Origin of the sequence: Pseudomonas sp. NFACC51, assembly GCF_900103575.1 — a bacterium.
In the GTDB taxonomy this organism is placed as follows: Bacteria; Pseudomonadota; Gammaproteobacteria; order Pseudomonadales; family Pseudomonadaceae; genus Aquipseudomonas; species Aquipseudomonas fluorescens_Q.
In genome coordinates, this window is the sequence record NZ_FMXH01000005.1 from 325,384 (window position 1) to 338,520 (window position 13,137).

At 61.5% G+C, this 13,137-nt stretch carries 10 protein-coding genes and 1 pseudogene; 4 read left to right on the forward strand and 7 right to left on the reverse strand.

All coding sequences use genetic code 11. From position 1 onward, the window contains the following. Positions 1 to 18: 18 nt before the first annotated feature. The gene (gene treR, locus BLT00_RS13210) at positions 19 to 723 is read left to right on the forward strand and encodes a trehalose operon repressor (protein ID WP_092143871.1); all 705 of its coding nucleotides are present in this window, start codon (positions 19 to 21) and stop codon (positions 721 to 723) included. Between the two features lie 39 nt (positions 724 to 762). On the opposite strand, the pseudogene BLT00_RS13215 reads toward treR, so the two are convergent. From BLT00_RS13215 to BLT00_RS13240, 6 genes and pseudogenes are all read right to left on the reverse strand, one after another. Next, positions 763 to 1,161, reverse strand: a pseudogene (locus BLT00_RS13215) (helix-turn-helix transcriptional regulator); the annotation flags it as partial. A gap of 137 nt (positions 1,162 to 1,298) precedes the next feature. Continuing rightward, positions 1,299 to 2,912 (reverse strand): Fic family protein, encoded by a 1,614-nt coding sequence (locus BLT00_RS13220; RefSeq protein WP_092143868.1) that lies wholly within the window; start codon positions 2,910 to 2,912, stop codon positions 1,299 to 1,301. Between the two features lie 254 nt (positions 2,913 to 3,166). Further along, the gene (guaA, locus tag BLT00_RS13225) at positions 3,167 to 4,744 is read right to left on the reverse strand and encodes a glutamine-hydrolyzing GMP synthase (protein WP_045155136.1); all 1,578 of its coding nucleotides are present in this window, start codon (positions 4,742 to 4,744) and stop codon (positions 3,167 to 3,169) included. Positions 4,745 to 4,823: 79 nt separating this feature from the next. Continuing rightward, positions 4,824 to 6,293: an IMP dehydrogenase gene (gene guaB / locus BLT00_RS13230; RefSeq protein WP_092143865.1), complete on the reverse strand. Its 1,470-nt coding sequence runs from the start codon at positions 6,291 to 6,293 to the stop codon at positions 4,824 to 4,826. 264 nt (positions 6,294 to 6,557) lie between these two features. Beyond that, positions 6,558 to 7,106, reverse strand: a complete 549-nt coding sequence (locus BLT00_RS13235) for a hypothetical protein (protein ID WP_063325161.1) — start codon at positions 7,104 to 7,106, stop codon at positions 6,558 to 6,560. A 70-nt stretch (positions 7,107 to 7,176) separates the two neighbouring features. Next, positions 7,177 to 7,944: a sulfite exporter TauE/SafE family protein gene (locus tag BLT00_RS13240; RefSeq protein WP_092143862.1), complete on the reverse strand. Its 768-nt coding sequence runs from the start codon at positions 7,942 to 7,944 to the stop codon at positions 7,177 to 7,179. Positions 7,945 to 8,156: 212 nt separating this feature from the next. Between BLT00_RS13240 and xseA the strand changes: the two genes are divergently transcribed. The 3 genes from xseA (at position 8,157) to leuA (ending at position 12,530) form a co-directional block, all read left to right on the forward strand. Continuing rightward, positions 8,157 to 9,536, forward strand: coding sequence for an exodeoxyribonuclease VII large subunit (gene xseA / locus BLT00_RS13245; protein WP_092144302.1), 1,380 nt, complete (start codon positions 8,157 to 8,159; stop codon positions 9,534 to 9,536). Positions 9,537 to 9,539: 3 nt separating this feature from the next. Continuing rightward, positions 9,540 to 10,361, forward strand: coding sequence for a peptidoglycan DD-metalloendopeptidase family protein (locus BLT00_RS13250; RefSeq protein ID WP_092143859.1), 822 nt, complete (start codon positions 9,540 to 9,542; stop codon positions 10,359 to 10,361). A 489-nt stretch (positions 10,362 to 10,850) separates the two neighbouring features. Further along, positions 10,851 to 12,530: a 2-isopropylmalate synthase gene (gene leuA / locus BLT00_RS13260; RefSeq protein WP_063322843.1), complete on the forward strand. Its 1,680-nt coding sequence runs from the start codon at positions 10,851 to 10,853 to the stop codon at positions 12,528 to 12,530. A gap of 193 nt (positions 12,531 to 12,723) precedes the next feature. On the opposite strand, the gene BLT00_RS13265 is transcribed toward leuA, so the two are convergent. After that, entirely contained in the window at positions 12,724 to 13,137 is a 414-nt protein-coding gene (locus tag BLT00_RS13265) for a hypothetical protein (RefSeq protein WP_063322844.1), read from the reverse strand.

The following is a 13,137-nucleotide window of genomic DNA, read 5'->3' on the forward strand; positions in this document are numbered from 1 at the left end:
CGGTACAGAGCCCTCTCCATGAGTAAATACAACCGGATCTACAACGATCTGCTGACCAGCATTACCACCGAACGCCTGGAGCGTGGCGCCCGCTTGCCTTCGGAAACCGAACTGATGGACAGCTACCAGGCCAGTCGCGGCACCGTGCGCAAGGCGATCGAACAGCTTCAGGAACGTGGTTTTGCCCAGAAGATCCACGGCAAGGGCACCTTCGTGCTGTCGACCTCCCCCATCGAATTCCAGCTCGGCGGCATCGTCAGCTTCCAGGAGACCTACCCGCGCCTGGGCGACGATGTCAGCACTGATGTGGTCGAGTTCACTCAACTGCCGTTGGAAGGCGCCCTGCTCGAGCACATCAAGGCACCCGCCGGCAGCCAGGTGACGCGCATCAAGCGGGTACGGCGAATCGACGGCAAACGGGTGATCCTGGACATCAACCATTTCGTCAGCGACGTGATCCCCGGCCTGACCCGCGACATCGCCGAGCGCTCGATCTACGCCTTCATCGAACAGACCCTGCAGCTGCAAATCGCCTATGCCCAGCGCACCATCGAAGCGATTCGCTGCGGCAAGGACGACCAGCAACACCTGGACCTCGACGGCCAGAGCCACGTCATCGTGGTCAGCAACCAGACCTTTCTCCAGGACGGCCGACAGTTCGAGTACACCGAATCACGGCATACCCTGGATAAGTTTTATTTTTCGGACGTGGCGCGGCGCTGAAGTCGTGAGGAATCCCAGCTCAGCGACGCCACAGGATTGTCACCCAACCAAAGCTTCCAGCTCTTTGGAAGCCATGCCCGGTAACCGTCGGCCTTCTTTCGCAACGTTGACCTGCAACGCCACCTGGGCCACATCCAAAACGCTCTTGGCAAGCGAATAGCTGCCCTTGGCCTGGAGCCAGCTCAGAACGTCTGCCAAGTGCCAGATAGACGCACTCCCCTCGTGCACGGGCGTCGGGAAGCTGCCCGGATGAGCCAACATCAGCTTGCGCATGTTTTGCCGAGATACACCGACGATCTCGGCTACGTCGGTCAGCCCGACGAAATCAGGCGCTACCTCGATCAGTCTGGCCGATGGCACCGCGCGGCGAACGTCGCCCAGCGCACTAAGCACTGCCTTAACCGCATCAGGCGCATCCCGAGTGAACTCAAGTGCCAGTGTGATACCCGCAAGCATACCGCCCGATGATAAACGCAGCTCGGTGCCCGCGGAGGCGGTAGTCGTAGCGAAACGTGACGGGGAAACCGACTGGCAGAAGAACCTCCCCTAGGAGGACGGAAATTGCATGAACGGCTTCAACGGTCGACGGGCTTTCCCGGGCGATATCGATCAATCACAGTAGCACCCGCTCCGCCGTTCTCCTCGAACGCCCGCGAAACGGCATCAACGATTTCGGCCCAGACCCCGACCTGTTGCAGCACGGGCATTTCCTTGGCAAGCACATTGCTCAACTCGCCGCGATTCTGCTCAATTGAGCGCAGCACCCGATCCGCCTGTTGGTCGGGCATCTCGACCACCTCCTTCAGCATCGCGCGGGCACGCGCATGGCTGCGCAGATAACGAGACTCTTCGCGCATCTGCTCGGTCAAAGTCCGGCCAATGATATTGGCCAGAAACACGGTATGAGGTCCGAGATCCGGATAACGCCACAGCGGTCGGGCTTGGTCAGCGCCCTGAAAAGAGAAGTTCGACACAACACCATCTGGATAGGTCGTCTGTCTGGACTCGAAGACTACTCGCTCGCGTACAGCCTGCATAAGCGGCCTGGACACCTGGTCCAGCACTCGGTCATAGCCGCGACGCTCGCCTACGTCATCTGTAATAACCGCAGAGATCGGCAGAATCACAGGATCCGGGATTACGCCGTCGCGTCGCAGTACGTCGTTGACCAAAAACCGGTGCACACGGCCGTTACCATCAGCGAGTGGATGGATATAGACGAAACCAAAGGCTGCAACTGCGCTGCGCATCACCGACGACTGGCCTTGCGTCCTTTCGAGGAACACCCTCAGCCCTTCAAGCATCGCGCCGATTTCATCGGCCGCAGGGGCGACGTAGTGTACGACCTCCTGGTAGCGCACCGTTTCGCCGACGAAAACCGGTGACTGGCGCACGCCGAAGTGGGCGATCGTCGTCCGATCACCGAGAATTTCCCGCTGCAACTCCGCCAGTGCAGCGTTGCTCAATGGCACCAGACCTTGTCCGGTGCGGCGCGCCATCACGTCGGCAAAACGTTGTACTCGCCCTACCCGGTCAGCCTCGCCTTCGATGGCGAAACTGGCCTTGCTTTCGCGTAACGTCATCCAGACCGCCGATCGTATCAGCAGATCCTCGCCGAACTCGTCCGTCAACTCACCGAACAAACGTGGAATGTCCAGACTGGCCGCACGCATCATCGCCTCAGTCTTGACTACGCAGGGGCAGAATTCGCGCGTACCGGCCAGATTGTCATTCACCCGCCAGCGCTGCACCTTGACCACCCGGTCCCGCGATGCCGAAACCAGCTTGGCTTCGTCGATGGCATCGACGTAGTTGCCCCCCAGACGCTCGGGTACGACCAGGGTGTCCCGGGTCAGCCATTCATACAGAAACGCAGCGCGACGCGCATACTGCCCGGTAGGCTCGGCCGCGACCCAGGCTTGGACGAAATCAGGCCCCGTCCGCTCGAAAAGACGGGCCAGGAACTCCAGATGGGGGACTTCATGCCGTAGGTGGAACTGCAGATGCGCGGCAGGCTTTGCATCCGGTCGCATCGCCTCGGGATAGGTTTCCAGACTAAAACCATCGTTGATCTGGGTTGCGCGTCGCCCGCCCGCCTGGCTCGTCACAGGCAGTCTCCCCAGCGGCAGCACGCCATAGAGTCGGGCCAGCCAGCTGGCGCCTATGGGATCGGCGGGCAAATCGATCATAAGGGACCTCTGCGGACAAGAAGGCTTTTCAGGGATTCAAAAATGATGCGAGACGCCTAATCTTGTTAATTGATGCTTAAGATCAGACAAAAACAATTAGAAAACAAGAGAAACGAACAAAAGCGATTATTGCCTGCAATCCAGCTCGTCAGAGCTGAGGAAGGGGCTGAACATGCACCCTTCCTCTGTCCGACTACGGAATCGACGTTGCATCGATTTCAAGATAGCTGGAGATGGCCTCTAGAGACCTCCCTTCACTCCCACTCAATCGTCGCCGGCGGCTTGCTCGACACGTCATACGTCACGCGGGAGATGCCTTCGATTTCGTTGATGATGCGCCCGGAAACGGTTTCCAGCAGCTCGTATGGCAGGTGTGCCCAGCGAGCGGTCATGAAGTCGATGGTTTCCACGGCACGCAGGGCTACGACCCAGGCGTAACGACGGCCATCGCCGACCACGCCGACGGATTTCACCGGTTGGAACACCACGAACGCCTGGCTGACCTTGTGGTACCAGTCGGCCTTGCGCAGTTCTTCGATGAAGATGTGGTCGGCGCGACGCAGCAGGTCGGCGTATTCCTTCTTCACTTCACCGAGGATCCGCACGCCCAGGCCCGGGCCCGGGAATGGGTGGCGGTAGACCATGTCGTAGGGCAGGCCCAGTTCGAGACCGAGGCGGCGAACCTCGTCCTTGAACAGTTCGCGCAGCGGTTCGACCAGCTTGAGGTTCATCTCTTCCGGCAGGCCACCGACGTTGTGGTGGGACTTGATCACGTGGGCCTTGCCGCTCTTGGCGCCGGCCGACTCGATCACGTCGGGGTAGATGGTGCCCTGGGCCAGGTACTTGATGTTGTCCAGCTTGCAGGATTCGGCATCGAACACGTCGATGAAGGTGCGGCCGATGATCTTGCGCTTCTTCTCCGGGTCGGACTCGCCGGCCAGGTTGTTCAGGAACTGCTCTTCGGCGTTGGCGCGGATCACCTTGACGCCCATGTTCTCGGCGAACATGGCCATCACTTGCTCGCCTTCGTGCAGACGCAGCAGGCCGTTGTCGACGAAGACACAGGTCAGTTGATCGCCAATGGCCTTGTGCAGTAGCGCAGCGACCACCGAGGAGTCCACACCGCCGGACAGGCCCAGCAGCACGTTATCGGTACCGACCTGGGCGCGCACCTGGGCGATGGCGTCTTCAGCGATTTTCGACGGGGTCCACAGGGCTTCGCAACCGCAGATGTCGAGGATGAAGCGCGACAGGATGCGGCCGCCCTGCTTGGTGTGGGTCACTTCAGGGTGGAACTGCACGCCGTAGTAACGGCGATCATCGTTGAACATGCCGGCAATCGGGCAGCTCGGGGTGCTGGCCAGGATGTGGAAGTCTTCCGGCATCTTGGTGACTTTGTCACCGTGGCTCATCCACACGTCCAGGCCGAACAGGCCGTCGGCGTCGACGTGGTCTTCGATGCCGTCCAGCAGGCGGCTCTTGCCGACGACGTCAACGCGGGCATAACCGAACTCACGCAGGTCGGAGCCTTCTACCTTGCCGCCCAGCTGTTCGGCCATGGTCTGCATGCCGTAGCAGATACCAAAGACCGGTACACCCAGGTCGAACACGGCTTGCGGGCAGCGCGGGCTGTCGGCTTCGTGCACGGACTCGGGGCCGCCGGCGAGAATCACGCCTTTAGGCGCGAATTCGCGAATCGCTTCGTCATCCATGTCGAACGGATGCAATTCGCAGTACACACCGATCTCACGCACGCGGCGGGCGATCAGCTGGGTGTACTGGGAACCGAAGTCGAGGATCAGGATGCGGTGAGCGTGAATGTCGAGGGCCATGACTCATTCTCATGTAGTGAATCAGAAACAACTCGGGGCTGAATGAACAGCCCCGGTGATTAACGTTTTGCTGGAAGCCTTAACCTACGCGGTAGTTCGGCGCTTCCTTGGTGATCTGTACGTCGTGGACATGGGACTCGGCCATACCGGCACCGGTGATACGCACAAATTCCGGCTTGGTGCGCATCTCTTCGATGTTGGCGCTGCCGGTGTAGCCCATGGAGGAACGCAGGCCGCCCATCAGTTGATGGATGATGGCGCTCAGGGTGCCTTTGTATGGCACGCGACCTTCGATGCCTTCCGGTACCAGCTTCTCGGCACCCGCGGAGGAGTCCTGGAAGTAACGGTCGGAAGAGCCCTGGGCCTGGGACATGGCGCCCAGCGAACCCATGCCGCGATAAGCCTTGTAGCTACGGCCCTGGAACAGTTCGATCTCGCCCGGTGCTTCTTCGGTACCGGCAAACATCGACCCCATCATCACGCAGGAGGCACCGGCGACGATGGCCTTGGACAGGTCACCGGAGAAGCGGATACCGCCGTCGGCGATCAACGGCACGCCCGTGCCTTCAAGGGCGGCGGCGACGTTGGCGATGGCGCTGATCTGCGGCACGCCGACACCGGCAACGATACGGGTGGTGCAGATCGAGCCAGGGCCGATACCGACCTTGACCGCGTCGGCGCCGGCTTCGGCCAAGGCCTTGGCCGCAGCGCCAGTGGCGATGTTGCCACCGATCACCTGCACGTCAGGGAAATTCTGCTTGACCCAGCGAACGCGGTCGATCACGCCTTTGGAGTGGCCGTGGGCGGTGTCGACCACCACCACGTCAACACCGGCACTGACCAGGGCCGCGACGCGATCACCGGTGTCCTTGCCGGTGCCGACCGCCGCGCCGACGCGCAGACGACCTTGGTCGTCCTTGCTGGCCAGCGGGTAGGCCTTGGCTTTTTCGATGTCGTTGACGGTCATCATGCCCTTGAGGGCGAATTTGTCGTCGACGATCAGCACGCGCTCGATACGGTGCTTGTGCAGCAACTCGCGGACTTCGTCCTTGTTGGTGCCTTCCTTGACCGTGACCAGGCGCTCTTTAGGCGTCATCACTTGGCGGACGGTGGCATCCAGGCGGTTCTCGAAACGCACGTCGCGGGAGGTGACGATGCCGACCAGGTCGCCATCGTGCAGCACCGGAACGCCGGAGATGTTGTGCATACGGGTCAGTTCGAACAGATCCCGGACCGTGGCGTCAGCCTCGATGGTGATCGGATCCTTGACCACGCCAGCCTCGAACCGCTTGACCTTGCGCACTTCGGCGGCCTGCTGTTCGATGGTCATGTTCTTGTGGATGATACCGATACCGCCTTCCTGGGCCATGGCAATGGCCAGACGGGCTTCGGTCACGGTGTCCATGGCGGCGGAAACCAGGGGGATATTCAGTTCGATGCCACGGGTGAGACGGGTTTTGAGACTGACTTCGTTAGGCAGTACTTCGGAATAACCGGGCACTAGGAGAATGTCGTCGAAGGTCAGAGCTTCTTGGCTGATACGCAGCATCGCGGGGGCTCCCGAGCGGGAAAATGGAAGCGCGCCATTATACTCATGGACCCCGTCTGGCTCAATGTAAAACTCTGTCTATTATTGCCGGGCTGATTGACGGAGCTAATCACCGCGTTCCGGCCATACACCGAACCCCGTGGCGAGGGAGCTTGCTCCCGCTGGACGCGCCAGCGTCCCCTTGCGATGTCATGGCAGGAATACAGGGGGCCGCTTCGCAGCCCAGCGGGAGCAAGTTCCCTCGCCACGGGGGGGTGCGCTTATCTACAACTCCACCCTCACCCAACTCACCGGCTGATCGAGCCAGTCGGCGAATTCATCGAGAAAGTCCTGCTTGAACCCCGCCTCCAGCCAATTGTTGAAAATGAACCCCAGGTTGGAAAACCCGCAGGGCTGCAGGAACAGGAAGCCATTGATGTCGTCTTCATGACCGCATTCAGGGCAAGTGAAGTTGTCGGTGCGCGCCGGCATCCAGTCTTCCAGGCTTTCGAACAGCGCTTCGCCGACTTCCCTGCGGCACTCGGCGCAACCGGCTTCTTCGAGAAAGCCCTTGGCCGGTGTATAGATGCAGCGTTTGGTGATGATCTCCAGGCCATTGATCGCTTCACCGAACGGCAAGGCTTCGGGATGCAGGACCACCTCGCGAGCACCGGGGGCGATGGCGTGGGCCATGCGATTGCCGGTGCGCCCGCAGGTGGTCAGTTGTTCTTCGACGATATTCTTGCGCACCAGCCAGCGCACGATCGCCCGGGCCCGGGGCTCGTGGACCGGCAGGGTGGAAATTTTCGGAACGATGATGCTTTGCGAGTTCATGGCGAGGCCTGGCTGTTTCCCTGGCAGGGTCTGATCAAAGGCCGGCAGCTTAATCCCTGGCGAGGCCAGGTCAAGCACTCAGGTAGCGCCCGATCAACGCGAGACCGCTGGCAAGCACCAGCCAGGTGACCAGCCGCACGAATGCTTCTCGCGACATTTTCATGGTCAAGCGACGCCCTACCCACAACCCCAGCGCCATGGCCGGCAACAAACACAGCGCCAGTACCAACAAGGGTAGCTCGGCATAGACCCCGGCCACGATAAACAGGCTCAGGCGCACCACGGTGCTGCAACTGATCAGGGCACTTTGCGTGGCTCGGGCCGGGTCCTTGGGCAAGCGACTGTTCAGGTAGATGGCATATAAAAAGCCGCCACTGCCAAACAACGCGCCGAACATCCCGCCCACCGTACCCATCGGAACCGCCCACAGCGCCGACAACTGTGTCGGCCGGGTCTTGATCAGCAGGCTGTAGATCGCATAGCAACTGATGAACACCCCCATCAGCAGCAACAACAGGTCGGACTTGAGGTTGAGCAGGAAAATCACCCCGAGGGTGCAGCCCAATGCCATGCACGGCAACAACCGCAGCAGCTCCGGCCGGGACACGTCCCGACGCGATGGCAGCAAGTTGCCAAAGGCCGCGACAAAATCCAACAAGACCAGCAGCGGGACGATTTTCGACAGGGGCATGAACAGCAGCAGGATGGGCGCGGCCACCAGCGCCGTGCCGAACCCGGCAATGCCGAAGACGATGTAGGCCAGGGCAATGGCCGAGCCGATCACCAGCCATTGCGTGGGGGTAAATGCCCACTGGCCCAACCATGGGAGAAGATTCATCCGGCACTTCCTTGATGAGGAGAGCGGCGACTTTAGCCAGAGGTCGGGGGCTTATCCAGCATTTGTGGTGACAGGCCTGTCGCTATCGCGAGCAAGCTCGCACACATTTGATCTTCAGTGCGACATAGGTCCCCTGCGGGAGATTCCATGTCGCAGGGCAACCCGGTCTAATTGTCTGCACACCATTGGCGAATCCCCTTATCATGCCGCCCATGATTAAAGATCCCTTTGCCCGACTGGGCCTGGACCGTGAGGTCTTGACTGTCAGCCAGCTCAACGGCCGTGCGCGGGTGTTGCTCGAAGACGTGTTCAGCAACATCTGGGTCGAGGGCGAAATCTCCAACCTCGCCCGCCCGGCCTCCGGCCACGTGTACTTCACCCTCAAGGACAGCGGTGCCCAGGTGCGTTGCGCGTTGTTCCGGCAGAACGCCGCGCGGGTGCGCCAGGCCTTGAAAGACGGGTTGGCGGTGAAAGTGCGCGGCAAGGTCTCGCTGTTCGAAGGCCGTGGCGATTATCAACTGATCCTCGACACCGTCGAGCCAGCCGGCGATGGCGCCCTGCGCCTGGCCTTCGATGCCTTGAAGGAAAAACTCAGCGCCGAGGGCCTGTTCAGCGCCGAGCGCAAGGTGCCGCTGCCGGCCCATCCGCAACGCATCGGCATCATCAGTTCGCCCACCGGCGCGGTGATCCGCGACATCATCAGTGTCTTCCGCCGCCGCGCGCCGCAGATCGCCCTGACCCTGATCCCCACCGCCGTGCAAGGGCGCGAAGCCACCGCACAAATCGTCCGCGCCCTGAAGCTGGCCGACGCCCGTGGTTTCGATGCGCTGATCCTGGCCCGGGGCGGCGGTTCGCTGGAAGACTTGTGGTGCTTCAACGAAGAAGCCGTAGCCCGGGCGGTGGATGCCTGCGTCACGCCGATCGTCAGCGCCGTGGGCCATGAAACCGATGTGTCCATCAGCGATTTCGTCGCCGACGTACGCGCCCCGACCCCGTCCGCCGCCGCCGAACTGCTGGCACCGGATGCTGGCGACCTGGTGCGCCGGGTCGAAAGCCTGCATCGCCGGCTGGTGATGCGCATGCGCGACCGCCTGATGCGCGATCAACTGCGCCTCGAAGGCCTGACCCGACGCCTGCGCCACCCCGGCGAACGCCTGCGCCAGCAAGCCCAGCGCCTCGACGATCTGGACATGCGCCTGCGCCGGGCCTTCGAGCGCAGCCTCAATACCCGCCGCGAACGCTTGATCCGCCTGGAAACCCGCCTGGCCGGGCAACATCCGGGCCGGCACCTGGCGTTGCTACGCCAGCGCCTGGACAGCCTCGCCGAACGCCTGCCCCGGGCGATGCGCGAAGGCCTGAAAGCGCGACGCGTGCAGCTGCACAACCAGATGCAGACGCTGCACATCGTCAGCCCCCTGGCGACCCTCGGCCGCGGCTACAGCATTCTGCTCGACGAACGCGGCCAGGCGATCCGCAGTGCCGGGCAAACCCAGACCGGCCAGCGCCTGACCGCCCGCCTTGGCGAAGGTGAGCTGCTGGTACGGGTCGAAGACAATCACCTCACGCCGGTCACCCTTTCTTTACTGGATTGATTCATGCCGCGATATCTCGCCCCTTTGCTCTTGCTGTGCCTGGCCTTCAACGCCCATGCCGACAGTTACATCACCCGCCTGCTGAACAAACCGGTGCCCGGCGGCGTGGCCGTGGTGGACCTGGGCAGCGCCGCCAAGGCACCGAAAGCCAGTTACCAGGGCAAGCCAGTGCTGGTGGTCAAGGAACAGGACAACTGGCTGGCGATTGTCGGCATCCCGCTGACGGTGCAGCCCGGCACGCAACAGATCAGCAGTGGCGGCGGCACCCAGCCGTTCGTGGTCGGCTACAAGAAGTACCCCGAGCAACACATCACCCTGAAGAACAAGCGCCAGGTCAACCCGAACCCGGCGGACCTCAAGCGCATCGATGCCGAGCTGGCGGTGCAACTGAAGGCCTACCGCAGCTTCAGCCCGAACATCCCCAGCAACCTGTTGCTGGACAAACCGGTCAACGGCCCGCTGTCGAGCAAGTTCGGCGTGCGCCGCTTCTTCAACGGCGAAGAACGCAACCCCCACGCCGGCCTGGACTTCGCCGTGCCCGCCGGCACGCCGATCAAGACCCCGGCCGCCGGCAAGGTGATCCTCACCGGTAATTACTTCTTCAATGGCAACACCGTGTTCGTCGACCATGGCCAAGGCTTCATCAGCATGTTCTGCCACATGTCGAAGATCGATGTGAAGGTCGGCCAGCAACTGGCCCGGGGCACCGTGGTGGGCAAGGTCGGCGCCACCGGTCGCGCGACCGGGCCGCACATGCACTGGAACATCAGCCTGAACGATGCGCGGGTGGATCCGGCGATTTTCATCGGTGCGTTTCAGCCCTGAGATGTGTGCCAGGGCTACTGGCCTCATCGCGAGCAAGCTCAGCTCCCACAGGTACAGCGCTGTTCTTAAAAGTACCTACTCCCACAGGTACAGCACTCTTTCACAAGTACCGAGCTACCCTGTGGGAGCCGAGCTTGCTCGCGATGGGGCCGGCAGTAGCACCGCCTCTTCCTGAATTGCCGAGCCACAAACATCGACGCAATAAAACTACAAATTTCCGAAAAACTCGCGATTAAATCTCGCAAAACCTCCCCAAAGCAGAACTTATCTCAATTTTTTCCGACTGCTTGCGATCCTTCCCTCACGCGGTTAGGGTTGAAGGCATGAAAACCTCTCACACCCTCATTCAGCTTCGCCAGCACCGCAGCCTGTGCCTCGTCAGCGCACGACTGCCAGGCTGAATCGCGGCATCTCGTCCAGGCTTCAAGCCACCCCATTCGAACCACCGGCAGGCCGCCTTTTTCCGGCCACGACAATAAGGATTTCCCCATGAGCATGCTCAAAGACCCGTCTTCCAAATACCGCGCCTTCCCGACCATCAACCTGCCGGATCGCACCTGGCCGTCGAAGACCATCACCGCCGCGCCGATCTGGTGCAGCTCCGACCTGCGCGACGGCAACCAGTCGCTGATCGAGCCGATGGACGCGGTCAAGAAACTGCGTTTCTGGAAAACCCTCGTCGCGGTGGGCGTGAAGGAAATCGAAGCATCGTTCCCAGCCGCTTCGCAAACCGACTTCGACTTCGTGCGCACCCTCATCGAAGAAGGCCACATCCCGGACGACACCACCATCCAAGTGCTGACCCAGGCCCGTGAAGACCTGATCGCCCGTACGTTCGAATCCCTGCGCGGCGCGAAAAAAGCCATCGTCCACCTGTACAACGCCACCTGCCCATCGTTCCGCCGCATCGTGTTCAACCAGGACAAGGAAGGCGTGAAGGAAATCGCGGTGAACGCGGCCAAGCTGTTCGTCAAATACGCCGCCCAGCAACCGGAAACCCAGTGGCAGTTCGAGTATTCGCCAGAGACTTTCAGCGCCACTGAGCTGGAATTTGCCAAGGAAGTCTGCGACGCAGTGATCGAAGTCTGGAACCCGACGCCCGAACGCAAGGTGATCCTCAACCTGCCCGCTACCGTGGAAGTCGCCACCCCGAACATCTACGCCGACCAGATCGAGTGGTTCCACCGCAACATCAGCCGGCGTGACAGCGTGCTCATCAGCCTGCACACCCACAACGACCGTGGCACTGGCGTGGCCGCTACCGAGCTGGGCCTGATGGCCGGCGCCGACCGTGTCGAAGGCTGCCTGTTCGGCAACGGCGAACGCACCGGTAACGTCGACCTGGTGACCGTGGCGCTGAATCTTTACACCCAGGGCGTCAACCCGGAGCTGGACTTCTCCGACATCGACGGCGTGCGCAAAGTGGTCGAGGAATGCAACCAGATTCCGGTGCACCCGCGTCATCCGTACGTTGGCGACCTGGTTCATACCGCGTTCTCCGGCTCGCACCAGGATGCCATCCGCAAGGGCTTCGCCCAGCAGAAATCGGACGGTCTGTGGGAAGTGCCATACCTGCCAATCGACCCGGCCGACATCGGTCGCAGCTACGAGGCGGTGATTCGCGTCAACAGCCAGTCGGGCAAGGGCGGTATCGCCTACCTGCTGGAACAGGAATACGGCATCAGCCTGCCGCGTCGCATGCAGATCGAGTTCAGCCAGGTGGTACAGCGCGAAACCGATCGCCTGGGCCTGGAAATGACTGCACAGCAGATCCACGCCTTGCTGCAGCGTGAATACCTGCAAGCCAACACTCCGTACGCACTGGTCAGCCATCGCCTGCAGGAAGAAAACGGCAACAGCGCCGTAGAAGTGGAAGTGGCCAGCAAGGGCCAGGGCGAGACCAACCTGCACTGGCGCGGCAAGGGCAACGGCGCGCTGGAAGCCCTGGTGGCCGGCCTGCCGATTCCGGTGGAGATCATGGACTACAACGAACACGCCATCGGCGCCGGCACCAATGCCAAGGCGGCGGCCTACATTGAACTGCGAGTCAACGGCGAGCGTGCGGTGCATGGCGTGGGTATCGATGAGAACATCACTACCGCTAGCTTCAAGGCGCTGTTCAGTGCGCTGAACCGCTCGTTGAGCCAGCCGGAAGCCAAGGCGGCCTGATCTACAGCTGAAATGCAAAAAGGCCCTGGGGTGTGAACCCTGGGGCCTTTTTGTTTGGCTGATGGTTGGGTGCTGACTGTACTGGCCTCATCGCGAGCAAGCTCTCCACACTGGATCTTCAGTGGAGCCGAAATCCTGTGCCCCTGTGGGAGCGAGCTTGCTCGCGATGGCGGCCTGTCAGACAACCAAAATGTCAGGCATGGGTATCGACAGAAACGGTCATGGCCTGCAACAACGACGCCCGCAGGGTTTGCAGCATCGCTTGGGTACCCATGATCTGGGTCTGGATGGCCATGGCCTGCTGGGCCTTCTGCTCTTCGTTGGCCTGGCTTTTCTGGACCCGGGCCAACTGGGCTTGCTGCTGGGCCAGCAGTTTCTCGGCCTGCTCGATCTGCTTTTTCAGTTGCTCGATGATGTCCCCACCGCCGCTGGCGGGAGCACCGGCGACATTCGCGCCGCGGGTATCGACCTGCAGTGTCTTGTCTTTGTCGTCGGCGTCAGTCGATGCCACTGGACTGACCGCTTTCTCTTCTTCAGTCCCGCGGATGGAGACTTTAGGGGCTGACAATGGATAAGGGTTTACGGTGGTTGCGCTGATACTGGTCAT

Excerpts from the sequence above, each read along its gene's own strand:
- treR (WP_092143871.1), top strand. The coding sequence starts at position 19 with ATGAGTAAATACAACCGGATCTACAACGATCTGCTGACCAGCATTACC.
- guaB (WP_092143865.1), bottom strand. The coding sequence starts at position 6,293 with ATGCTGCGTATCAGCCAAGAAGCTCTGACCTTCGACGACATTCTCCTA.
- BLT00_RS13265 (WP_063322844.1), bottom strand. The coding sequence starts at position 13,137 with ATGACCAGTATCAGCGCAACCACCGTAAACCCTTATCCATTGTCAGCC.
- leuA (WP_063322843.1), top strand. The coding sequence starts at position 10,851 with ATGAGCATGCTCAAAGACCCGTCTTCCAAATACCGCGCCTTCCCGACC.
- BLT00_RS13235 (WP_063325161.1), bottom strand. The coding sequence starts at position 7,106 with ATGAACTCGCAAAGCATCATCGTTCCGAAAATTTCCACCCTGCCGGTC.
- guaA (WP_045155136.1), bottom strand. The coding sequence starts at position 4,744 with ATGGCCCTCGACATTCACGCTCACCGCATCCTGATCCTCGACTTCGGT.
- BLT00_RS13240 (WP_092143862.1), bottom strand. The coding sequence starts at position 7,944 with ATGAATCTTCTCCCATGGTTGGGCCAGTGGGCATTTACCCCCACGCAA.
- BLT00_RS13250 (WP_092143859.1), top strand. The coding sequence starts at position 9,540 with ATGCCGCGATATCTCGCCCCTTTGCTCTTGCTGTGCCTGGCCTTCAAC.
- xseA (WP_092144302.1), top strand. The coding sequence starts at position 8,157 with ATGATTAAAGATCCCTTTGCCCGACTGGGCCTGGACCGTGAGGTCTTG.
- BLT00_RS13220 (WP_092143868.1), bottom strand. The coding sequence starts at position 2,912 with ATGATCGATTTGCCCGCCGATCCCATAGGCGCCAGCTGGCTGGCCCGA.